The 23,361-nt window shown below is 73.3% G+C and carries 17 protein-coding genes and 1 pseudogene; 15 read left to right on the top strand and 3 right to left on the bottom strand.

The window, feature by feature from the left end; all coding sequences use genetic code 11:
- The first annotated feature begins 221 nt into the window (after positions 1-221).
- Together ACFWWQ_RS05355 and ACFWWQ_RS05360 are read left to right on the top strand one after the other, a co-directional pair.
- Complete coding sequence (locus ACFWWQ_RS05355) at positions 222-524, top strand: DUF4193 domain-containing protein (protein WP_016575747.1); 303 nt, start codon at positions 222-224, stop codon at positions 522-524.
- Positions 525-538: 14 nt separating this feature from the next.
- Complete coding sequence (locus ACFWWQ_RS05360) at positions 539-1,381, top strand: hypothetical protein (RefSeq protein ID WP_384590446.1); 843 nt, start codon at positions 539-541, stop codon at positions 1,379-1,381.
- Positions 1,382-1,396: 15 nt separating this feature from the next.
- Here the strand turns inward: ACFWWQ_RS05360 and ACFWWQ_RS05365 are convergent, their stop codons facing one another.
- Positions 1,397-1,840 (bottom strand): DUF3093 domain-containing protein, encoded by a 444-nt coding sequence (locus ACFWWQ_RS05365; RefSeq protein ID WP_384590450.1) that lies wholly within the window; start codon positions 1,838-1,840, stop codon positions 1,397-1,399.
- Positions 1,841-1,898: 58 nt separating this feature from the next.
- Here ACFWWQ_RS05365 and ACFWWQ_RS05370 point away from each other — a divergent pair, with 58 nt between their 5' ends.
- The 8 genes and pseudogenes from ACFWWQ_RS05370 (at position 1,899) to ACFWWQ_RS05405 (ending at position 9,949) form a co-directional block, all read left to right on the top strand.
- Positions 1,899-2,492, top strand: coding sequence for a PaaI family thioesterase (locus ACFWWQ_RS05370; RefSeq protein ID WP_384590453.1), 594 nt, complete (start codon positions 1,899-1,901; stop codon positions 2,490-2,492).
- Positions 2,489-3,010, top strand: coding sequence for a dUTP diphosphatase (gene dut / locus ACFWWQ_RS05375; RefSeq protein ID WP_384590457.1), 522 nt, complete (start codon positions 2,489-2,491; stop codon positions 3,008-3,010). Before ACFWWQ_RS05370 ends, dut begins: the two co-directional genes overlap by 4 nt.
- A 1-nt stretch (position 3,011) precedes the next feature.
- On the top strand, positions 3,012-3,776 hold the full coding sequence (locus ACFWWQ_RS05380; protein ID WP_384590460.1) for a DUF3710 domain-containing protein: 765 nt from the start codon (positions 3,012-3,014) through the stop codon (positions 3,774-3,776).
- A gap of 445 nt (positions 3,777-4,221) precedes the next feature.
- Positions 4,222-4,509, top strand: a pseudogene (locus tag ACFWWQ_RS05385) (ATP-binding cassette domain-containing protein); the annotation flags it as partial.
- A 581-nt stretch (positions 4,510-5,090) separates the two neighbouring features.
- Positions 5,091-7,652 carry a DUF4118 domain-containing protein gene (locus tag ACFWWQ_RS05390; RefSeq protein WP_384590463.1) on the top strand — a complete coding sequence of 854 codons (2,562 nt, stop codon included), beginning with the start codon at positions 5,091-5,093 and terminating at the stop codon, positions 7,650-7,652.
- 157 nt (positions 7,653-7,809) lie between these two features.
- A complete protein-coding gene (locus ACFWWQ_RS05395) occupies positions 7,810-8,493 on the top strand; it encodes a response regulator (protein ID WP_384590466.1) in 684 nt (227 codons plus the stop codon).
- Positions 8,494-8,695: 202 nt separating this feature from the next.
- The gene (locus ACFWWQ_RS05400; protein ID WP_078654088.1) at positions 8,696-9,094 is read left to right on the top strand and encodes an OB-fold nucleic acid binding domain-containing protein; all 399 of its coding nucleotides are present in this window, start codon (positions 8,696-8,698) and stop codon (positions 9,092-9,094) included.
- A gap of 3 nt (positions 9,095-9,097) precedes the next feature.
- Positions 9,098-9,949, top strand: coding sequence for a DUF3159 domain-containing protein (locus tag ACFWWQ_RS05405; protein WP_384590469.1), 852 nt, complete (start codon positions 9,098-9,100; stop codon positions 9,947-9,949).
- A gap of 82 nt (positions 9,950-10,031) precedes the next feature.
- On the opposite strand, the gene ACFWWQ_RS05410 is transcribed toward ACFWWQ_RS05405, so the two are convergent.
- Both ACFWWQ_RS05410 and ACFWWQ_RS05415 read right to left on the bottom strand, forming a co-directional pair.
- Complete coding sequence (locus tag ACFWWQ_RS05410) at positions 10,032-10,703, bottom strand: TrkA family potassium uptake protein (RefSeq protein ID WP_030285300.1); 672 nt, start codon at positions 10,701-10,703, stop codon at positions 10,032-10,034.
- Entirely contained in the window at positions 10,700-11,368 is a 669-nt protein-coding gene (locus ACFWWQ_RS05415) for a TrkA family potassium uptake protein (RefSeq protein WP_345087011.1), read from the bottom strand. Before ACFWWQ_RS05415 ends, ACFWWQ_RS05410 begins: the two co-directional genes overlap by 4 nt.
- Before the next feature lie 584 nt (positions 11,369-11,952).
- Between ACFWWQ_RS05415 and ACFWWQ_RS05420 the strand changes: the two genes are divergently transcribed.
- The 5 genes from ACFWWQ_RS05420 (at position 11,953) to ACFWWQ_RS05440 (ending at position 23,278) form a co-directional block, all read left to right on the top strand.
- Positions 11,953-13,923, top strand: coding sequence for an NAD-binding protein (locus ACFWWQ_RS05420; RefSeq protein WP_384590960.1), 1,971 nt, complete (start codon positions 11,953-11,955; stop codon positions 13,921-13,923).
- Between the two features lie 137 nt (positions 13,924-14,060).
- Positions 14,061-15,176 (top strand): PucR family transcriptional regulator, encoded by a 1,116-nt coding sequence (locus ACFWWQ_RS05425; protein ID WP_384590473.1) that lies wholly within the window; start codon positions 14,061-14,063, stop codon positions 15,174-15,176.
- Between the two features lie 167 nt (positions 15,177-15,343).
- Positions 15,344-15,943, top strand: a complete 600-nt coding sequence (locus tag ACFWWQ_RS05430) for a hypothetical protein (RefSeq protein ID WP_384590476.1) — start codon at positions 15,344-15,346, stop codon at positions 15,941-15,943.
- 112 nt (positions 15,944-16,055) lie between these two features.
- On the top strand, positions 16,056-18,185 hold the full coding sequence (locus ACFWWQ_RS05435) for a flotillin family protein (protein WP_384590479.1): 2,130 nt from the start codon (positions 16,056-16,058) through the stop codon (positions 18,183-18,185).
- Between the two features lie 170 nt (positions 18,186-18,355).
- A complete protein-coding gene (locus tag ACFWWQ_RS05440) occupies positions 18,356-23,278 on the top strand; it encodes a DNA repair ATPase (protein ID WP_384590482.1) in 4,923 nt (1,640 codons plus the stop codon).
- Positions 23,279-23,361: the final 83 nt, after the last annotated feature.

A 23,361-nucleotide genomic window follows, 5' to 3' on the forward strand; every position in this document is an offset into this window, starting at 1 on the left:
ACGGGAAGTACACGGGTTGGCATCCGCGCGATGCGGCATTCGGACCGTGTACGGTCCAGTTCGCCATCCAAACCGATCACCCCTTCCGGGTGCGGTTGGGTGTCGATTGAGTAACAGACCTTGATGTGAGGCAAAATCTCCGCCTCAGGTCGGGCACAAGTCCGGCCTCTCACGCGTTACGAGCGCTGAGGCACCGCAGACACCCAGAGGGGGAGAGCGACATGGCTACGGATTACGACACCCCACGCAAGACCGATGACGACCTCAACGAGGACAGCATCGAGGAACTGAAGTCGCGGCGGAACGACAAGTCCGCCTCGGCGGTCGACGTCGACGAGTTCGAGCAGGCCGAGGGCCTGGAACTCCCCGGCGCCGACCTGTCCAACGAGGAGCTCGCCGTACGGGTCCTGCCCAAGCAGCAGGACGAGTTCACGTGCATGAGCTGCTTCCTGGTCCACCACCGCAGCCAGCTCGCGGCGGAGGACAAGAACGGCAACCCGATCTGCCGCGACTGCGCGGCCTGAGACCGGTCGGCGCCGTGGCAGGCGTGAACCCGTTCCGTAAGGGCCTCAAGGGCGGGAAAGGCCCGGCGGCCGGCGCACGATCACGCGGAGAATACGCGCCCGTGCCCGCCGACCCCACCGCCCTCCCCACGGAGCGGACGGCCGGCTCACCGCAGGAGCGAGGCCGTGTGGCCTCGCTCGCCGCCACGATCGGCAAAGGCGCCGTACGCGGCGGCGGCAGCGTGCGGGCCCAGCTCGCCGCACTCGCCGACCGGCTCATCGCCATCGCCCCGCGGATCCCCGTCCGCGACCTCGCGGCCCTGCGTACCCAGTTCCCCGGCCTGACCCCCGAGGAGCTCGCCGACAAGCTCGTCGCGGGTGCCACCAGGGCCACCGCGGCCGTCGGCGCCGGTGTCGGGGCGGCAGCCATGCTGCCCGTACCACCGGCGATGCCGACCGAGCTGGCCGCCGAAGTCGTCGGCGTGGCCTCGATCGAGATCAAACTCATCGCCGAACTCCACGAGGTCTACGGCCTGCGCCCCCAGGGCACCACCGGGCAGCGCGGCTTCGCCTACCTGACCTCCTGGACCGAGGAACGCGGCATCGACGTCGTCCGGCCCGCCACGCTCAACCTCGCGCTCGGCGGCCAGATGAGACGCGAGCTGCGCCAGCAGATCATGAAGCGCACCCTGCGCAATCTGCCCAACCTCACCCCGTTCATGGTCGGCGCCGCGGTCGGCGCGTTCCTCAACCGCCGCGAGACGGGCAAGCTCGCCGACACCCTCCGCAAGGACCTGCGCACCCGCCAGGTCTCCTGGGACGCCCTCCCCGACGTCGCGGCCCCCGGCCCACTGCCCGGGCCGCAGGAAACCGCGTAACCTCCCGGCCGCCGGTCAGATGCGCGCAGCAGCCAGCGCCGCCACCAGGCGCTCCGGGTCCCGCGTCGACAGATACGCGTACGGTGTCGGATCCGACGGATCGACGATCTCCACCCGCACCGCGGTCCGGATGTAACTGCGCAGCATCATGAACGCCCGCGCATCGGCCTTGTACGTCCGCCAGGCCACTGCTTCCTCGGCGTCCAGCACCTGCGCGTCACCCAGCGCCGCCACCGGGATCTTCGCGTCCCCTGCGATCAGCGCGTCACCGACCACCCGGATCCGCGCCGACCCGTACGCGCTCACCACCACGGCCGACAGCGCGCACCCGCCGATCAGCCCGCCGAGCATCGGCAGCGTCCCCACGGGGAGCAGCATCAAGGCACAGGCCACACCGACCAGCACGGCGACAAGCCACCAGGAACGGGGCGCCGTGAGACGTTCTTCGTACGACTGCATGGCACAAGCTTGGCACGGCGGCGCGGGCCCTCGGCGCGCGCGGGTAGGGTCTGCACTCGTGAGTGGAACTGACGAACCCAGGACGCGGCTGACGCCCCCCGAGGGCGCCGTCGCCCCGGTCCGGCACCCTGACGCCCCGGCCCCCGGCGAACTCCTCGGCGCCCATTACGACCGCTGCTTCGGCTGCGGCGAAGGCCAGCAGCACGGCCTCCACCTGGAGGCCCGCGCCGGTGACGGCGTGAGCGTACGCGCCGAGTTCACCGTCAAGGAGGCCCACCAGGGTGCTCCAGGCCTGGCTCACGGCGGCGTGCTGGCCACCGCGCTCGACGAGACCCTGGGCTCGCTGAACTGGCTGCTGCGTGTGATCGCGGTGACCGGCCGCCTGGAGACCGACTTCCTGCGCCCCGTCCCCCTGGGTACCGTCCTGCACCTGGACGCACGCGTCACTGCCGTCGACGGCCGCAAGATCTACTCCACCGCCGTCGGCCGCATAGGCGCCCCCGACGGCCCCCTCGCCGTTCGCGCCGACGCCGTTTTCATCGAGGTCAAGGTCGACCACTTCATCGACAACGGCCGCAGCGAGGAGATCCGGGCCGCCATGGAGGACCCGGACCGGACCAGGCGTGCCCGCGCCTTCGAGGTGAACCCGTGAGCGAACGACGCAACCCGGTCGATGTGCTGCTGCGCCGCCTCGACCCCGAGGTCCCCGTCCCCTCGTACGGGCACCCCGGCGACGCGGGCCTCGACCTGGTGACCACCGAGGCTGCCGACCTCGCCCCGGGGGAGCGCGTCGTGCTGCCCACCGGTATCTCCCTCGCCCTGCCCGACGGGTACGCCGCCTTTGTGCACCCCCGGTCCGGCCTGGCCGCCCGGTGCGGACTGGCGCTGGTGAATGCCCCTGGGACGGTCGATGCCGGGTACCGTGGAGAGATCAAGGTGATCGTGGTCAATCTGGATCCGCGCGAGAGCGTGCGGTTCGAGAGGTTCGACCGGATCGCCCAATTGGTCGTCCAGCAGGTCGAGAAGGTGCGCTTCCACGAGGTGGCGGAACTTCCCGGCTCGGCGCGGGCCGAGGGGGGATTCGGGTCCACCGGCGGTCACGCGGCGGTGGGCGGCTCCACGGGCGGGAATGAATACGCATCGGTCGGTGCCGACCGGGAAGGACAGTGACGTGTTCGGACGTCGCAAGAAGAACGAGAGCGCGCACGAGCCGGCGGAGGACACGGAACTCGCCGATGAGGCCGCGGTGAGCGAAACCGACGCGGGCGCGGGGGAGGAGAGGGTCGCTCTGCCGCCCGCGCCCCGTCCCGACGGGCCCTGGGACGTGTCCGAGGTCAAGAACCCCGGCGAGGGCCGCGTAGACCTGGGAGGGCTCTTCGTCCCCGGCGTCGACGGCATGGAGCTGCGGGTGGAGGTCGCGGGTGACGCGATCGTCGCCGCGACCGTCGTCCTCCAGGACAGCGCCGTGCAGGTGCAGGCGTTCGCCGCACCCAGGAACGAAGGCATCTGGGGCGAGGTCCGCGAAGAGATCGCCTCCGGCATCACGCAGCAGGGCGGTGTCATCGACGAGGTCGAGGGCCCCCTCGGCTGGGAACTGCGCGCCCAGGTCCCTGTGCAGCTGCCCGACGGCACCAACGGTGTGCAGGTCGTGCGCTTCGTCGGCGTCGACGGCCCGCGGTGGTTCCTGCGCGGCGTCATCTCCGGCCAGGGCGCGGTGCAGCCGGAGGCCGCCAGCGTGCTGGAGCACATCTTCCAGGACACCGTCGTCATCCGGGGTGACGCCCCGATGGCGCCGCGTGACCCGATCGTCCTGAAGCTGCCGGATGACGCCCAGATGGTGCCCGACGGCGTACAGCAGGAGCCGGCCGAAGGTTCCCGCTTCGGCGGTGGGGTGGAGCGCCTGGAGCGCGGGCCGGAGACCACCGAGATCCGCTGACCGCGGGGGGCGGGGCGGGCGGTTCGCCGCCTGTGTCCGTCCCCGTCGTGCGGTTGGCTCGGTCGAGCGCTGAGAGATGGATGCCCGTGGACGTACCCGAGAGGGTGCGGCCACGGGCATCCATGTGTTCGGGGTGAGTGTGGCTTGCTGTGTGGTGTGAGTGTGGCTTGCGAGGTGGAGTGAGTTTGGGGGCGATGTGTTGACGCGGTAGGGGCGCGGTGCGGCAAGCAGGACGGAGTGGGGCGAGAAGGGTTGGCGGGGCGCAGAGTCGATATGTCAGTTTGGCGTCACTGCGTCACTGCGTCACTGCGTCACTGCGTCACTGCGTCACTGCGTCACTGCGTCACTGGGTGGTGTTCTGATGGCGGTTGCAGGTCACCGTGGACGGGACGGGCCCTGGCCGACCTCGACGAAAACGGGCTGCTGGAGATGCGGCGTGACAGGTCCCGGTGAGCTCGCCGGCGGACAGCAGCAGCGCGTCGCCATCGCCCGGGCGCTCGTCAACCAGCCGCCTCTCCTCATTGCGGACGAACTTACCGGACAGTTGGACGCCGAGACCGGGAGAGAGGTGATGGAGCTGTTGCGTGCCGTAGTAGGCAGCGAGGGTGTCACGGCGCTGGTCGCGACCCATGACCCGCACCTCGTCGGTCTGGCGGATCGCGTGCTTGAGTTGAGCGACGGGGTGATCCAGGAGGGCGGGATCTCGCCCGCGCCCAACATCCCCGGTGCCTAGATCACCACGCGTCGCCCTCGCGCCAGTCGCAGGTCAGGGACGCGTCGAGGTCGAGGGGTGCGGATGCTGGTAGGACGTAGAGGCTGCCGTCTTCGTCCGGGGGCGGCTCTGCCTTCGGTACGGGTTCGTCGCACGGTGCGGAGCCGCCCCCCGGTATCGGCTCGTCGCCTGGGGTGTAGCTGGCCCCCGGTTCCGGTTCCTCCGCGGGCGCGGGCGGGAGCGCCGAGCCTCGTGTCCGACCGGGCTCCCGGCCCCGTGTCCGACCGGGCTCCCGGCCCTGTGCCTGACCGGGCTCTTGCCCCGGTGCCCGGCTCCCGTCCCCGTGGGCCGTCCCGGCTGCCGCTTCGTTCATGCCGTCCTCTCCACCCGATCGCCGTGCGGTGTCGTTGCTCCGGGGAGACAGCTCCGCGGCGCCCCCGCCCCGTGCGCCCGTCACCCCGACACACCCGCCCCGCCCATCAGGGTCCCGTCAAAACCGGTGCTCCGGTCCGTTCTCGGCGGTCGCCGGGTGGTGGGTGATGGGTACTGTCGGGAGCAGGCTCAGCCCGGTGGGGGCGGGCTTGACGTAAGACAATGGGGCCATGGCACGCGGCAAGCTACGGATATATCTCGGTGCGGCGCCGGGCGTCGGCAAGACCTACGCGATGTTGTCCGAGGCGCACCGGCGTGTGGAGCGCGGTACGGATGTCGTCGTGGGGTTCGTCGAGGCGCACGGCCGGCCGCGTACCGAGGTGATGCTGCACGGCCTGGAGCAGGTGGCGCGGCGCGAGATGGAGTACCGCGGCGCCACCTTCACCGAGATGGACGTCGACGCGGTGCTCGCGCGGCGTCCCGCGGTCGCGCTGGTCGACGAGATGGCCCACACCAACGTGCCCGGTTCGCGCAACGAGAAGCGCTGGCAGGACATCGAGGAGCTGCTCGAAGCCGGTATCGAGGTGATCTCGACCGTCAACATCCAGCATCTGGAGTCACTCGGGGATGTCGTCGAGTCGATAACCGGCGTCCGGCAGCAGGAGACCGTTCCGGACGAGGTGGTGCGGCGTGCCGGGCAGCTGGAGCTTGTCGACATGTCGCCACAGGCGCTGCGTCGCCGCATGGCGCACGGCAACATCTACCAGCCGGACAAGGTCGATGCCGCACTGTCGAACTACTTCCGTCCCGGCAATCTGACGGCGCTGCGCGAACTGGCGCTGCTGTGGGTCGCCGACCGGGTGGACGAGTATCTGCAGCAGTACCGCGCCGAGCACTCCATCCGGAGTACGTGGCAGGCGCGGGAGCGGATCGTCGTCGGACTCACCGGCGGCCCCGAGGGCCGTACGCTGATCCGCCGCGCCGCGCGGATGGCGGCCAAGGGGTCGGGCAGCGAGGTGCTCGCCGTCTACATCGCGCGCAGCGACGGGCTGACGTCCGCGTCACCGAAGGAACTTGCCGTGCAGCGCACGCTGGTGGAGGACCTCGGGGGGACGTTCCACCATGTCATCGGGGATGACATCCCGGCGGCGCTGCTGGAGTTCGCGCGAGGGGTGAACGCCACGCAGATCGTGCTGGGCTCCAGCCGCCGCAAGAGCTGGCAGTACGTGTTCGGGCCAGGGGTGGGGGCGACGGTCGCCCGGGAGTCGGGTCCTGACCTCGATGTCCACATCGTCACGCACGACGAGGTCGCGAAGGGCCGCGGGCTGCCGGTGGCGCGTGGGGCGCGGCTGGGGCGGGCGCGGATCGTGGCCGGGTGGCTGGTCGGTGTGGCGGCGCCGATGCTGTTGTCGCTGCTGCTGTACCGCGTGGACGACGGGCCGGGGCTCGCCAACGACGTGCTGCTGTTCCTCTTCCTGACGGTGATGGCGGCGCTATTGGGCGGGCGGCTCCCGGCGCTGGCGTCGGCGGCGGTCGGGTCGCTGCTGCTGAACTTCTACTTCACGCCACCGACGCACACCCTGACGGTCAGCGATCCGCAGAACATCGTCGCCATCGCGATCTTCTTCGCGGTGGCCGTGTCGGTGGCGTCGGTGGTGGATCTGGCGGCGCGGCGCACCCAGCAGGCGGCGCGGCTGCGGGCCGAGTCGGAGATCCTGTCGTTCCTGGCTGGGAGTGTGCTGCGCGGTGAGACCAGCCTGGACGCGCTGTTGGAGCGGGTACGGGAGACGTTCGGGATGGATGCGGTGGCGCTGCTGGAGCGGCACAGCGATGTCGACCCGTGGACGTGCGCGGGGCAGGTCGGCGAACCGGCGAAGGGTGTGCCGCTGCGCCGTCCGGAGGATGCGGATGTCGACGTGCCGGTCGGTGACCACATGGCGCTGGCGCTGAGCGGCCGGGTGCTGCCGGCCGAGGACCGCCGGGTGCTGGCGGCGTTCGCCGCGCAGGCCGCCGTCGTCCTGGACCGGCAGCGGCTGGTGGGGGAGGCGGCGCGGGCCCGGGAGCTGGCGGAGGGCAACCGCATCCGGACGGCGCTGCTGGCGGCGGTCAGTCACGATCTGCGGACCCCGCTGGCCGGGATCAAGGCGTCGGTGACGTCGCTGCGCTCCGACGACGTGGCCTGGTCGCCGGAGGACGAGGCGGAGCTGCTGGCAGGTATCGAGGCGGGCGCCGACCGGCTGGATCACCTGGTGGGCAATCTGCTGGACATGTCGCGGCTGCAGACCGGCACCGTCACCCCGCTGATCCGGGAGATCGATCTGGACGAGGTGGTGCCGATGGCGCTGGGCGGTGTGCCGGACGGCAGCGTGACGCTGGACATCCCGGAGGCGCTGCCGATCGTCGCGGTCGATCCGGGGCTGCTGGAGCGGGCGGTCGCCAATCTGGTGGAGAATGCCGTGAAGTACAGCCCGGAGGGGGCGCAGACGCTGGTGGCGGCGAGTGCGCTGGGCGACCGGGTGGAGCTGCGGATCGTCGACCGGGGGCCGGGCGTGCCGGACGAGGCGAAGGACCGGATCTTCGAGCCGTTCCAGCGGTACGGCGACGCGCCGCGTGGTGCGGGCGTGGGGCTGGGGCTGGCCGTGGCGCGGGGCTTCACCGAGGCGATGGGCGGCACGCTCGCCGCGGAGGACACCCCGGGTGGCGGGATGACGATGGTGCTCACGCTGCGGGCGGCGGAGGACCGGCCGTCCTCCGCCGGGCCGCGGTCCTCGACGGCCGGGGCCTTCGCATGAGCGGGGCGGGCGAGCGGCCTGAAGGCCGCGGCGCGCCCAGGGGCGCCGCGGGGGCCGGCCCCGTCTCGTACGGTCCGGTCGGCGCGGTAGCCGCCCGTCCCCCCTTCCGTTCCCCGGGCCGGGTGCCCGGGGTCCCGACATCGCGAGGAGAACGTCAGTGAACCGGGTGCTCGTGGTCGATGACGAGCCGCAGATCGTGCGGGCCCTCGTGATCAACCTGAAGGCGCGCAAGTACGAGGTCGACGCGGCCCCCGACGGGGCCACGGCTCTCAAGCTGGCCGCGGCCCGCCATCCCGATGTCGTGGTGCTGGACCTGGGCCTGCCGGACATGGACGGCGTCGAGGTGATCAAGGGGCTGCGGGGCTGGACGCGGGTGCCGATCCTGGTGCTGTCCGCCCGGCAGACGTCGGACGAGAAGGTCGAGGCGCTGGACGCGGGCGCCGACGACTACGTCACCAAGCCGTTCGGGATGGACGAGCTGCTGGCGCGGCTGCGGGCCGCGGTGCGCCGGGCGGAGCCGACGGGGTCCGCGGAGGCGGACGTGGTCGTCGAGACGCCGGGCTTCACCGTCGATCTCGCGGCGAAGAAGGTCAACCGCGGGGGCCGGGACATCCGGCTGACACCTACGGAGTGGCATCTGCTGGAGGTGCTGGTGCGCAACGCGGGCCGGCTGGTGAGCCAGAAGCAGCTGCTGCAGGAGGTCTGGGGGCCGTCGTACGGCAAGGAGACCAACTACCTGCGGGTCTACATGGCGCAGCTGCGCCGCAAACTGGAGGCGGACCCGTCGCATCCACGGCACTTCGTCACGGAACCGGGCATGGGGTATCGCTTCGAGCCGTAGCCGTAGCCGTAGCCGTAGCCGTAGCCGTAGCCGTAGCCGTAGCCGTAGCCGTAGCCGTAGCCGTAGCCGTAGCCGTAGGCGCGGGCGGGTGCGCCCCGTGCGCGTCGCCCCGTGCCAGGCGGGCGCGGTCCGTCCCGCGCGCCCCGTGCCCGGCCGCGCGCATGCAGTGAGCGGTGTCGGTGGGCACCGGTACGCTGGGTTCATGAGTGCTGGGACCCGATCCGAGAAGCCGGCCGGCCGGTTCCGCCGGATGCTCGACAGGCTGTCGTCCTCCGAGGAGGAGCTGCAGTCCGCCGAGCTGCGGGAGGACACACAGGCGACGGGCTGCACCCGGATATCCGACTGCGACGACCGACAGATCGTCAAGGTCACCGGCACGTTGCGGCATGTGACGCTGCGGCCGCGCGCCGGGGTGCCCGCGCTGGAGGCGGAGCTGTTCGACGGCTCGGCCGCCCTCGACGTGGTGTGGCTGGGCCGCCGCTCCATCGTCGGCATAGAGCCGGGCCGCAAGCTCATCGCCTCGGGCCGTGTCTCGATGAGTCACGGACGCCGGGTGCTCTTCAATCCGAAGTACGAACTCCGACCGCTCGGACAGGAATAGCCGGTGACGTCGACCGACCGACCGACCACTGACGCATCCCCGAACCACCCGCCCGCCGCGGTGCACACCGCCGAGCCGTCCGACGGCCGGGCGCCGGGCGCACCGCAGGGCCCCGCCGGAGGGCCGGGCCCGGAGGGGGACAGCAGGGCCGTCACCGAGGCGGCGCTGTTCGAGGCGTTCGGCGGGGTGCGGGGCATGGTGGAGACCGTGCTGCCGGGCCTGCTGTTCGTCACGATCTTCACGGTCAACAAAGACCTGAAGTCCTCGGCGATCGCGGCGCTGGCGGTGTCGTTGGTGCTGGCCGTGGTGCGGCTGGTGCGCAAGGACACCCTCAAGCACGCCCTCGGCGGCGTCTTCGGCGTCGCGTTCGGTGTCGTCTTCGCGATGATGACCGGCAACGCCAAGGACTTCTATCTGCCGGGAATGATCTACACCCTCGGCCTGGCGCTGGCGTACATGATCACGACGGTGGCGGGGGCGCCGCTGATCGGGCTGATCCTGGGACCGGTGTTCAAGGAGAACCTCTCCTGGCGCACCCGCAACCCCGGCCGTAAGGCCGCGTACGCCAAGGCCAGCTGGGCATGGGGGCTGATCCTCTTCGCCAAGTGCGCGATCCTCTTCCCGCTGTACTGGTGGGCGGACACGGCGCAGCTGGGTTGGGTGCTGATCGCGCTGAAGATCCCGCCGTTCCTGCTGGCGGTCTATCTGACCTGGGTTTTCCTGGCGAAGGCGCCGCCGCCCATCGATGTGTTCGCGGAGATGGAGGCGGCCGAGGAAGCCGAGAAGGCGGAGAAGGCCGAGCGCGCGGCCACGGGGCGGCGGGTGCCGTCGGACGGTCCGCGCCACCGCCGCTGACCCGGCCGGCGCGCTGCCCCGGAACGCCCGAAGGGCCCGGGAACCACCACGGTTCCCGGGCCCTTCGCCGTATGCGCGTCGGCTATGCGTCCTTGCGGCGGACCGACAGCAGGTCCTCCAGCTGCTCCTCGCGCGACTGCGCCGCGACGAACAGCAGCTCGTCGCCCGCCTCCAGCGCGTCCTCCTTGTTGGGCGTCAGGACGCGGGTGCCGCGGATGATGGTGACCAGCGAGGTGTCCTCCGGCCAGTCCACATCCCCGACCCTCGTACCGGCCAGCGCCGCCTCCGGGGGCAGCGTCAGCTCGACGAGGTTGGCGTCGCCGTGGCTGAAGCGCAGCAGCCGTACGAGGTCGCCGACGCTCACCGCCTCCTCGACGAGGGCGGACATCAGGCGCGGCGTGGAGACGGCGACGTCCACGCCCCACGCCTCGTTGAACAGCCACTCGTTCTTCGGGTTGTTGACCCGGGCGACCACCCGCGGCACGCCGTACTCGGTCTTGGCGAGCAGCGACACGACGAGGTTGACCTTGTCGTCGCCGGTCGCCGCGATGACGACGTTGCAGCGCTGCAACGCCGCCTCGTCGAGCGAGGTGATCTCGCAGGCGTCGGCCAGCAGCCATTCGGCGAGCGGCACCCGCTCGACGGAGATGGCGGTGGGCGCCTTGTCGATGAGCAGGATCTCGTGACCGTTCTCCAGCAGCTCACCCGCGATGGAACGGCCCACCGCGCCGGCTCCGGCAATCGCGACCCTCATGCGTGGGCCTCCTCGGGACCTTCGGCGAATGCCGCCTCGACGGTTTCGACGTCGTCGGTGCGCATCATGACGTGCACCAGATCGCCTTCCTGCAGCACGGTCTGGGAGGTCGGCAGCATCGCCTCGCCCAGCCGGGTGAGGAAGGCGACGCGGACGCCGGTCTCCTCCTGGAGCTTGCTGATCTTGTGGCCGACCCAGGACGGGGAGGTGTGCACCTCGGCGAGCTGCACGCCGCCGCTCGGATCGCGCCACAGCGGTTCGGCGCCCGACGGCAGCAGCCGCCGCAGCATCTGGTCGGCGGTCCAGCGGACCGTGGCGACGGTGGGGATGCCCAGGCGCTGGTAGACCTCGGCGCGGCGCGGGTCGTAGATCCGGGCCGCGACGTTCTCGACGCCGAACATCTCGCGGGCCACCCGGGCGGCGATGATGTTGGAGTTGTCGCCGCTGGAGACCGCGGCGAACGCGCCCGCCTCCTCGATCCCGGCCTCGCGCAGCGTGTCCTGGTCGAAGCCGACGCCGGTCACCCGGCGGCCGCCGAACGACGAGCCGAGGCGGCGGAACGCGGTCGGGTCCTGGTCGACGACGGCGATGGTGTGGCCCTGGCTCTCCAGGGTCTGGGCGAGCGCGGAACCGACCCGCCCGCATCCCATGATGACGATGTGCACGTCCACCTACCCCGCAGTCCTGGTCACTCCGCCGACCCGCACGAACACCCTGCTCACTCTTCTCTCTCCGCTTACCGGGCAACAACGGGCCGCACCGCGTACGGCGCCGCCCGGGGACGAGCTTAAGCGTCAACGCCGGTGCCGCCCGCATCCGCGGGGGCCTCGCGGCGCCCCGGAAGGGTGGTGTGCGCGGTCGGTGAGGCGACGGCCACCGAGCGAAGTGGCATACAGGACTCCGGATACGTGGCGGCGAGCGCGGGCGTACGCCGGCGAGGCACCTTACGGCCTGGTGCCCCGCCCCATGCGGCCCGGGGTGCCCGCACCGTACGAACCGGTGCCCGCTCCGTGCGGCTCGCCCCGTGCGGCCTGGTGCCTGCCCTGTAGCGGCCTGGCGCCCGCCCCATGCGGCCCACGCCCGCCCCGTACACCCACGCGCCACGGCCATCCACGCACCACGGCCGATCCGGAGCCCGCGCGACCGGATGCGCCGTTCGGTGATCATGAGGCACGCTACGCGGGTGCCCCACCTGCCGCACCAGAGCCCGTCCGCACCGTCGTCCCCACCGTCACCGCCCTCGCCCGCCATGGTGGTCTGCGGCGACGACGCCCTCGCCCATCGCATCGCCGCCGAACTCCGCGACGTCTACCGCGAACGCGTCACCCTCGTCCTGCCCTCCGCCCGAGAGCCGCACCGGCCCCGCATTCCACCGTCGCTGCGCGGGCTGGGCCGGGCCTCCGCGCTGCTCGGCCGGGTCACCGCGGCGATGGCCCGCACCTCCCTGCTGCCGTCCGACGCGCCGGGCGCGGACGACGGCGTGCCGCCCGAGGAGACCGTACGGATCCTGGAGTCGGCCGAGGCGGACGACGCGACGCTGATCGAGGCGGGGGTGGCCGGGGCGGAGGCGCTCGCGCTCGTCTATGACGACGACGAGACCAACATCCACGCCGCGCTGCGCGCCCGCCGCCTCAACCCCCGGCTGAGGCTGGTCATCCGGCTCTACAACCGCAAGCTCGGCCAGCACGTGGAGGCGCTGCTCGACCAGGCCGCGGCGGTCGCCACGGGCACCGACCCGGCGGACGCCGAGTGGATCGACGCGTCGACCACCGTGCTCTCCGACGCCGACACCGTCGCGCCCGCCCTCGCGGCCACCGCCGTCGCCGGCACCAGCAAGGTCATCGAGGCGGACGGCCTGCTGCTGCGCGCCGTGGAGCGCGGCCCGGACGCGCCGGGCCGGGGCGCCGGCGCCCAGCTGTGCACCCTCGCGCTGCTGTCACCGTCCGACGACCCGGACGACGGCCACCGCGCCGGCCGCCACCGGGGCGCGTCCCGCGGCGACGACGACGGGCCGGTGATGCTGCCCGGAGAGGAGGCGGTCGCCGCGGCGGGGGAGACAGGCGGCAGCCGCGTCGTCCTGGAGACCGTCACCTACGGGGGCCGCCAGGTGCGGCCCCGTGCGCTGCGTGGCCGCGGCGCCCCGCTCGGCTCGCTGTTCTCGCCCCGGCTGCGCTGGTCGATCGCCGGGATCGTCGGCGCGGTGCTGGCGCTGGCCGTCGCCTCCACCCTCACCACCGGCGAACCCCCGCTGCGCGCCGTCCATCTCTCGCTCCTGGACCTGTTCGCCATCAACGACCCGGCCGTCGACGAACCGCTCGCCCGCAAGGTCCTCCAACTGCTGTCCGGGCTGACCGGGTTGCTGCTGCTGCCGGTGCTGATCGCCGCGGTGCTGGAGGCGCTCGGCACGTTCCGCAGCGCCGCCGCGCTGCGCCGCCCGCCGCGCGGCCTGTCGGGCCATGTCGTGCTGCTGGGCCTGGGCAAGGTCGGCACCCGGGTCCTGGCCCGGCTGCACGAACTGGGCATCCCGGTGGTGTGCGTCGAGGCCGACCCGGAGGCGCGGGGCATCCCGCTCGCCCGCCGTCTGCGGGTGCCGGTCGTGCTGGGCGACGTCACCGACGAGGGCGTCCTGGAGGCCGCCAAGATCGAACGGGCCCGTACGCTGCTCGCCCTGACCAGCGTGGACTCCACCAATCTGGAGGCGGCGCTCTACGCCCGTTCGCTCACCCCGCGGCTGCGGGTGACGCTGCGGCTGTTCGACGACCGGTTCGCCACCGCCGTCTACCGCACCCTGCGCGCCGCGCATCCGCGGGCCCTTACCCGCAGCCGCAGCGTCACCTTCCTCGCGGCGCCCGCCTTCGCCGGTGCACTGATGGGACGTCAGATCATCGGCGCCATCCCCGTCGAGCGCCGCGTGCTGCTGGTGGCCCGCGTCGAGGCGCGCAGCCATCCGGAGCTGTCCGGCCGCACCGTCGCCGAGGTGCTGCGCCCCGGCCGGCTGCGGGTGCTGGCGGTGGACACCTCCGCGCCCGACGCCGCCGGACCGGAGGCCGCGCCCGCCGAACCGGACGGCAGGGAGCGCGAACCCGCCCGCCTCGTCCGTGAACTCGGCGACACCTACGTCCTGCGCCCGCAGGACCGGGTGCTCCTCGCCGCCACCCGCGAAGGGCTCGGCGATCTGCTGGGCCGGCGCCCGGCCGCTTCCGGGATCCGGCAGGATTGAGGGCATCCTGGTGTCCGGGATCCGGCAAGGAAGGTGTGGGGAGTGCGCGACGTGGTGGAGCGGTACGGGGGAGAGCGGCCCGTGGGCCGGTACGGACGGGGCGGCGGCGCCACCGGTGCACGGCGCGGCGGCGCCCGGTGAGCCGCCGCACGCCTGCCGCGATACCCGACGGGTTCCTCGACGGCTACGCCGCCCTGCTCGGCGAGGTTTCGGCCACCGGCCGGGCGCTCGACCGCCCCGAGCGGGAGGCGCTGCGCGCTCTGGGGGAGCGGGCCGCCGAGGCGGGGTACGGCTTGCGGGAGCTGGTCGGCCTCTACCTCGGTGAGACCCGCAGGCTCTGGGGCGCCCTCCCTGGCGTCGCCCGCGCGGCAGGGGTCGCCGAACGCGCCCGCACCGGCGACGCGTTGCTCGGCGCCGTGGAGGCGGCCGTCTCCGCGCTCGGCGAGGGCCATGAGCGGGCGACGCGGCTGGCGGTGAGGGAGGAGGAGGCGGCCCGCCGGGAGTTCATCGACGATCTGCTCTACGGGCGCAGCGATCTGGGGCGGCTGGCCGAACGCGCGGAGCGGTTCGGGCTGCGGCTGGCCCGCGCGCACGCCGTCGCGGTCGCCGAGGGGACCGGCCCGTACGACGACGTCCACCCCGTCGCCGGACGCGTGGAGCGCGAGCTGATCGGCCGGTTCGGCGACCGGGACGCGCTGATCACCACCAAGGGCGGGCGGCTGATCTGCATCGCCGCCAGCGCCGATCCGGCCCTCCTGGAAGCTTTCGCGGCCACCGCCCGCAGCGAGGCCGCCGGACGTGAGGGCGCCCGGCGGGTCGCGATCGGCCGCCCGCACAGCGGCGCCGGGGGAGTGGTCCGCTCCTACGAGGAGGCGCTCGGCACCCTGGAGCTGGGCGAGCAACTGGAGCTGGCCGCCCCCGTGTTGCGCGCCGCGGACCTGCTGGTCTTCCCGGTGCTGCTGCGCGACCGGGCCGCCATGGCCGACCTCGTCCGCAGCGTCCTGGGCCCGCTGACCGAGGCACGCGGCGGCGCCGAACCGCTCCTGGAGACGTTGTCGGCGTGCGCCGCGGCCAGGTATGTCAACGCCGAGGCGGCCCGCCGTCTGTCGGTGAGCGTGCGCACCCTCTCGTACCGCCTGGAGCGCATCAAGTTCCTCACCGGCTACGACCCCGCCGACGGACTGCAGCGCTTCACGCTGGAGACCGCGGCGCTGGGTGCCCGCGCGCTGGGCTGGCCGGGGACCCCGCTGTGACGGTGCGCCGGGCCGCCCCGCGCACCCGGCACGTCGCATGGCGATAACAGGCCATCAAGAACGCATAAAGATTGCCGGAAACCGGCAATGTGTCCGGCCCCGTTCTGCTGCCACGATGCGGACATCGACAGCGGTACCGCCATCGGCAGCACAACGGGGGCACGATCATGGCCGATTTTCTGAGAGCCGCGCTGGCCTTTCCGGCGGCGCTCTTCAGTTTCGCCCTGATCGTCGTCGCCGGGTACTGGCTGCTGGTTCTGCTCGGCGGCGTCGGCGTGCACATCCTCGACGGGGGTGAGGGTGGCCACGCCGGCACCGACGATGCGGCCGGCGCCGGACTGCCAGTGACGGTATCGCTGTCGCTCGGACTGCTCCTCGCCTGGCTGGTGTGCCTGGCCGGTGCGGCGCTGACGCCCGAGGGGCCCGCGCGCGGCGCCACGCTGCTCGCCGCCCTCGCGGTGTCCTGGGCCGGGGTTCACCTCGCCGGGCGCCTCGCCCGCCGCCTGCTGCCGCCCGAACAGGTCGCCTCCCGCGACGACTTCATCGGCCGCGTCTGCACCGTACGCACCGGCCGCGTCGCCGCCGACTTCGGTCAGGCGGAGGTCCGCGCCGACGACGGCTCCACCGCCGTCGTCCAGGTCCGCACCGACGAGAGCGGACTCGTTGCGGGCAGCAGCGCCCTCATCTACGCCTACGACGCCGACGGCGAGTTCTTCCGGGTCGTGCCCTTCGACGGCGCGCTGGACCCGCACAAACCCGTCGCCTGAGCCGCGGCCGTCCGGCCGCACCACTCCCCGCCCGCCCTTGGGCGCGCTGTCGCACACCGCGCGCCGGGCCCCACGCGTCGCCACCCTCCCGAATCGACACAGGGATGTATCGATGGATGCCCTCACCATAGGAATCGGCGTAGCTGTCGCCGTAGCCGTCCTCATCGTGCTGGTCGCGGTCTTCGCCGTCACCCGCCTCTACCGCAAGGTCCAGCAGGGTCAGGCGCTGATCGTCTCCAAGTACCGCAAGGTGGAGGTGACGTTCACCGGCGCGGTGGTGCTGCCCGTGCTGCACAAGGCCGAGGTGATGGACATCTCGGTGAAGACCATCGAGATCGGCCGCACCGGACACGAGGGCCTGATCTGCAAGGACAACATCCGCGCCGACATCCGGATCGCCTTCTTCGTCCGCGTCAACAAGACGAGGGAGGACGTCGTCAAGGTCGCCCAGGCCATCGGCACCGAACGCGCCAGCCACGACAGCACCCTCCAGGCGCTGTTCGCCGCGAAGTTCTCCGAGGCGCTCAAGACCGTCGGCAAGCAGCTGGACTTCCAGGACCTGTACACGATGCGGGACGAGTTCCGGGACCGGATCATCGCGGTCATCGGCACCGACCTCAACGGGTACAGCCTGGAGGACGCGGCCATCGACTACCTGGAGCAGACGCCGCTGTCGCAGCTGGACTCCGCCAACATCCTCGACGCGCAGGGCATCCGCAAGATCACCGAACTCACCGCGATCGAGCACGTCCGCACCAACGAGTTCCAGCGCCACGAGGAGAAGGAGATCACCCGGCAGAACGTCGACGCCCGCGAGGCCGTCCTCGAACTCCAGCGGCGCCAGGTCGACGCGGAGATCAAGCAGCAGCGGGAGATCGAGACCGTCCGGGCGCGCGAGGAGGCCGAGACGGCGCGGGTGCAGGCCGAGGAGCGGCTGCGGGCCCAGTCCGCGCACCTCAAGACGGAGGAGGCGCTCGGCATCCAGAACGAGAACCGCGAGCGGGAGGTCGTGGTGGCAGTCAAGAACCGCGAGCGGATCGTCGCCATCGAGAACGAACGCATCGAGAAGGACCGCCTGCTGGAGGTCATCGCCCGGGAACGGGAGACGCAGCTGACCCGGATCGCCGCCGACAAGGAGATCGAGGCGGAGAAGCGGGAGATCGCCGACGTCATCCGGGAGCGCATCGCCGTCGAGAAGACCGTCGCCGCGCAGGAGGAGGAGATCAAGAAGCTGCGCACCGTCGAGGAGGCGGAGCGCGAGCGGCAGTCGTTGATCATCCGGGCGGAGGCCGAGGCACAGGAGCGGCTGGTCAAGGACATCAAGGCGGCCGAGGCAGCGGAGGCGGCCGCCATCCACCGCGCCGCCGAGGAGGTCACCCTCGCCGAGACCCGGCACAAGACCGCCGAGCTGGACGCCCAGGCCAAGATCCGGCTCGCCGAGGGCACGCAGGCGGAGGCGGCCGCCGCCGGCCTCGCCGAGGTCCAGGTCCGCGAGCGGAACGCCGAGGCCATCGAGCGGTCCGGACGTGCCGAGGCCGAGGCCGCCGCGGCGCTGTTGCGGGCCGAGGCGGAGGGCGCCCGCGCCAAGGCGCTGGCCGCGGCGGAGGGCACCACCGCGCAGGCGCACGCCGACGCGGTCGCCATTGGCGAGAAGCTGAAGGCGGAGGCCGCCGGGCTCACCGAGAAGGCCGGGGCGATGGCCGCGCTGGACGCCGCGAGCCGCGAGCACGAGGAGTACCGGCTGCGGCTCGCCGCCGAGAAGGACATCCGGATGGCCGAGCTCGACGTACGGCGGCAGGTCGCCGAGGCGCAGGCGACGGTGCTCGCCACCGGCCTGGAGAACGCCCGGATCGACATCGTCGGCGGCGAGAGCGCCTTCTTCGACAAGGTCGTCGGCTCCATCGGCACCGCCAAGGGCCTCGATGCCCTCGTCGACCGCTCCGAGACGGTCCGCACCGTCGCGGCGCCGTGGCTCGACAAGGAGCACTCGACGTTCACCGGTGACCTCGGCGCGATGCTCGGCGGACTCGGCGCCTCCGGACTACGCGACCTCACCCTCGCCGCGGCGCTCGGCCGCCTCATCGCCGGCGGCGGTCCGCAGGCCGCTCCGCTCCGTGGCCTGCTGGACGCGGTCCGCGCCCACGGCCTGGACGGTCTGCGCCTCGGCGACCTCGGTGGCCTCGCCGCCGCCGCACCGGACGGCCCCGCCGCCGTCAACGGCTCCGCGGCACCGGTCGCGTAGCCCGCACGGGGCGGGGAACGGGGCGGGGAACGGGGTGGGCGCCGCGGCCCGCCGGGCGTCCGCCCCGTCCGCCTGTCCGCCCGTCCGCCCCGTCCGCCCGTACGACGTCAGCAGCCCGGTGGCCCGGCAGCGGTGCCGGGTCACCGGGAGAGAACCGGGAGAGCCAGAACGTGAACACCGACAGCGCGCAGCAGGCACCGGACGCCCCGGCGGACCGCACGCCGGACGCCTCGCCCGGCGACGGCACGTACGAGGTACTGCGCGACCGGCTGCTGGCCGCCGCGGGAGAGCTGGCCGAGCGGGCCCGGTCCCTCAACGCCCGCCGCACCGAGGAGTTCGGCGGTGCGGGCCTGGAACTGCGGGCCACCGGGCGGCTGGAGAGCGCCGCGCCCTGTCTGCCCGGCGATGTCGTCGAGGTCGGCGGCCATCTGCTCTTCGGCCACCACCCGCCGGCCACCGTGACCGAGCCCGGACCCGATGACGTCTTCGCGCTGTACCGCCGCGACGGCGACGCCCTCGCCCCGGCCGCTCCCGGCGCGCTGCCCGGCCTCCTCGACGACCCGCGCTTCCGCCGCGACGTCAGCGAGCTGCACCGTTACTACCGTCAGGCCCGGCTGCGCGAACTGCGCCGCACCGACGCGCTGTTGCTCGCCGTCTTCCGCACCGGCGAGCGCCCCGGCGACCTGCGGGTGCTGCGCTGGCGCCTGGCCGCCGACGGCACCCCCGCCTACCTCGACGACCAGGGCGAACGCGACCTCACCGACCCGCCTGCTCACGACGTCACCTTCACCCCCGCCACCCGCGAGGACCATGTCGCCGGACGCCACCCGCACATCGCCGTCCAAGGCGCCGTGTACGTCTCCGTCTCCGGCGGCCGCCTCACCCTCAAGGCGGAGAACGACACCACCACCCCCGACGGCATCCACAGCGAGCCCGTCGACGAACCCCTCCAGTCCCTCGCCGACGCCGAGGTGGAGCACGCCCGCACCGGCCCGCTGATCCTGCTGCGCATCCGTCCGTACAACGAGGAGGCCGTCCGCTGCCTCGTCTACCACACACGGACCCGCACCGCCCGCCGCATCGACGCCGTGGGCCGGGCCTGCCGCACCCTCCCCGACGGGCAGGGCCTCGTCTTCCCCGGCGGCTACCACCTCGCCACCGGCGCCACCAAGCTCTTCGGGACCGCCGCCGACGGCCTGGAGTTCGCCCGCGCGGTGCGCTCGCCCAACGGCGAGGACGTCCTCTACGTCTTCCGCCGCCCGGCCGACGGCCACACCCTGCTGCTGCCGTACAACGTCATCCGCGAGGAGGCCGCTGCCCCGCTCACCGGCCGCGGCCACGCCCTCTTCGACGACGGCACCCTCGCCGTGCTGCGGGAGACGGGCACCGAGGCGACCCGCGTCCACCCGCTGCAGATCTGGCGCACCCCCTTCACCTCCGACGCGCACGCCGCAGCCCGCCCGCAGGGTGACGGACCGCTCGCCCGCGTCGGCAACGCCGAACTCGTCTCCGGCATCGCCGACCTGCTCGGCGTGGCCCGGATGGCCGCCGGCATGGAGCCGTCCGCCGCCGTCTTCGACGCCCTCGCGGCGGCCGCCACCCGCGCCGCCGACACCCACCACTGGCTCACCGACCCCGGCCTCGGGGCGCCCGCCGAACCCCTCGCCGCCGTCGGCGCGGCCGCCACGCAGGTCGTCGAGGAGTTCGCCCGGGTCACCGCGCTCCGCGAAAGCGCCGCGGACCAGCTGGAGCGCGCCACCACCGAGACCACCGCGCTGGTCCGGCGGGTCCGCGGCGAACAGCCCGACGGCGCCGCCGCCTGGGTCGGCCACCTCACCGCCCTGCGCCGCGCCCAGGGCCGCCTGGAGAGCCTGCGCGAGGTCCGTTACGTCGACCTCGCCGCGCTGGACACGCTCTCCGCCACCCTCACCGACGACCTCGCCGCCACCGCCCGCCGCGCCGTCGCCTTCCTCGCCGCCGACGACGCCTTCGCCGCCACCCACCGCACCGTCGCCGCGCTGACCGACGAGGCGTCCGCCCTCGCCACCGTCGCCGACGCCGCCGCCCTCACCGCCCGTATCGACGAGGTCGCCGAGGGCCTGCGCACCGTCACCGACATCGTCGCCACCCTCGATCTGGACGACACCACCGTCCGCACCGCCGTCCTCGGCCGCATCGGCGACGTCCTCGGCGCCGTCAACCGCGCCCGCGCCACCCTCGACGCCCGCCGCCGCGCCCTCGCCGAGACCGAGGGCAAGGAGGAGTTCGCCGCCCGGCTCGCCCTCCTCGGCCAGTCCGTCGCCGGTGCGCTCGCCGACGCCGCGACCCCCGAGGAGTGCGACGCCCAGCTCGCCGCGCTGCTCCTCCAGGTGGAGGACCTCGAAGCCCGCTTCGGCGGCCCCGACGGCGGTGCCGACGAGGTGCAGGACGCCCGCCTCGCCCGGATCGCGGAGCGGCGCGATGAGATCCACGAGGCGTTCGCCGCCCGCAAACAGGCCCAGCTCGACGCCCGCGCCCGCCACACCGACCGGCTCGCCGAATCCGCCGCCCGCGTCCTCGCCACCGTCACCCGCCGCGCTCGCGCCCTGGCCGCCGCCGACGACATCCACGCCTACTTCGCCACCGACCCGCTCGTCGCGAAGGTCCGCGCCACCGCCGCCGAACTGCGCACCCTCGCCGATCCGGTACGCGCCGGAGAGCTGGAGGGCCGCCTCGCCGCCGCCCGCCAGGAAGCCGTCCGCGCGCTCCGCGACCGCGCCGACCTCTACGGCCCCGAAGGCACCCTCCGGCTGGGCCGCCACCGCTTCGCCGTCCACACCCAGCCCCTCGACCTCACCCTCGTCCCGCACGGCGACGGCCTCGCCTTCGCCGTCACCGGCACCGACTACCGCGCCCCGGCCGACGACGCCCGCCTCACCGCCGACGGTGCCTTCCAGGCATTCCGCGACCAGCCCCTCGCCTCCGAGTCCCCGGCCGTCTACCGCGCCGAACACCTCGCCGCCCTCCTCCTCGACCGCGCCGAGACCGGCCACGACGGCCTGACCCTGGAAGGGCTGTACGCGGCTCGGGCCGACGGCACCCTGCCCGACCTGGTACGCGCCGCCGCCCAGGCCCGGTACGACGAGGGGTACGACCGCGGCGTCCACGACCTGGACGCCACCGCCGTCCTCGACGCCCTGCTGCGGCTGCGGGCCGGCGCCGGACTGCTCCGCTTCACCCCGGCCACCCGCGCCGCCGCCCAGCTGTTCTGGCACCACGGCACCGGCCCCGCGGCCCGCACCGCCTGGGCCACCCGCGCCCACTCCCTGGCCCGGGCCCGCGCCCGCTTCGGCCGCGGTACCGGCCCCGCCGACCTCGCCGCGGAGCTGACCGGCGCCGCCCTCGCCTTCCTGACCACGTCCGGGCTGAGCGGGCTCGCCCCCGAGGCGGGCGCCGACACACCCGGGGTGCCCGCGTCCGACGCCACCCCCGACGACCTCGCCCCCCTGGGCACGTACCTCTTCGAGGAGCTGGCCGACGGCAGCCCCCGCTTCACCACCGGCGCCGCCGCCCGCGACCTCCTCACCGGCTTCCGCCAGGCCCTCGGCGGCCCCGGCTCCGCCGCCGTCAAGGAGTACGCCGACGACCTCACCGCCCTCGGCGACGACCTCGCCGCCCGCCACCAGCTCGTCACCGCCTGGCTCGGCGGCTACGCCGGCGACCGCGGCGCGCCGCGCGCGGACCTCCCCGAGGCCGCCGCCATCGAACTGTGCGGCCCCGACCTGCCCCGCCGCCCCGTCGACGCCCCGGTCGGCTGCACCGTCGACGGCCTCCTCGGCAGCCACCCGGCCCTCACCGACGGCACCCTCCCGCTCCGCCTCGACGAACTCCTCGACCGGACCCGCACCTTCCGCACCCACCGCGTCCCCGCGCACCGCGCCTACACCCGGCACCGCACCGCGCTCCTCGACGCCGAACGCCGCCGCCTGCGCCTGGACTCCTACCGCCCCCAGGTCATGCCCGCCTTCGTCCGCAACCGCCTCATCGACGAGGTCTACCTGCCGCTCATCGGCGACAACCTCGCCACCCAGCTCGGCACCGCGGGCGACGACCGCCGTACCGACAGTCAGGGCCTGCTGCTCCTGCTGTCCCCGCCCGGCTACGGCAAGACGACGCTGCTGGAGTACGTCGCCGCCCGCCTCGGACTCGTCCTCGTCAAGGTCGACGGCCCCGCGCTCGGGCAGCACACCACCTCCCTCGACCCGGCGGCCGCCCCCGACGCCGCCGCCCGCCGCGAGGTCGAGAAGATCTCCTTCGCCCTGGAGATGGGCAGCAACGTCCTCCTCCACCTCGACGACATCCAGCACACCTCGCCCGAACTCCTCCAGAAGTTCATCCCGCTCTGCGACGCCCAGCGCCGCATGGAAGGCGTCTGGAACGGCCGGGCCCGCAGCTACGACCTGCGCGGCAAGCGGTTCGCCGTCTCCATGGCCGGTAACCCCTACACCGAGTCCGGCCACCGCTTCCGGCTGCCCGACATGCTCGCCAACCGTGCCGACGTGTGGAACCTCGGCGACGTCCTCGCCGGGAAGGAGGAGCTGTTCGCTCTCTCCCACATCGAGAACGCGCTGACCGCCAACCCGCACCTCGCGCCGCTCGCCACCCGCGACCGTGCCGACACCGACCTGCTCATCCGCCTCGCCCGCCGCGACCCCACCGTCCACGCCGACCGCCTCGTCCACCCCTACGCCCCCGCCGAGCTGGACCAGATCCTCGCCGTGCTGCGCACCCTGCTGCGCGTCCAGGAGACCGTCCTCGCCGTCAACCGCGCGTACATCGACTCCGCCGCGCAGGCCGACGCGACCCGCACCGAGCCGCCGTTCCTGCTCCAGGGCTCGTACCGCAACACCAACAAGATCGCTGCCCGGCTGGTGCCCGTGATGAACGACACGGAGACCGAGGCGCTGCTCGACGACCACTACCGCGCCGAGGCCCAGACGCTCACCGGCGGTGCCGAGGCCAACCTCCTCAAACTCGCCGAGCTCCGCGGCCGCCTCACCCCGGAGCAGGCCCGCCGCTGGGACGGGATCAAGCGCACCTGGCGCACCGGCTGAGCCCGTACGGGCACCGTGAGGGAGCTGTGCGCGTAAGGTGAAGGCCCCGGAAGGGCGCCGCGCGGCCGCAGCCCGGCACTTCC

The organism is Streptomyces sp. NPDC059080, from assembly GCF_042739975.1.
GTDB classification, from domain to species: Bacteria; Actinomycetota; Actinomycetes; order Streptomycetales; family Streptomycetaceae; genus Streptomyces; species Streptomyces benahoarensis.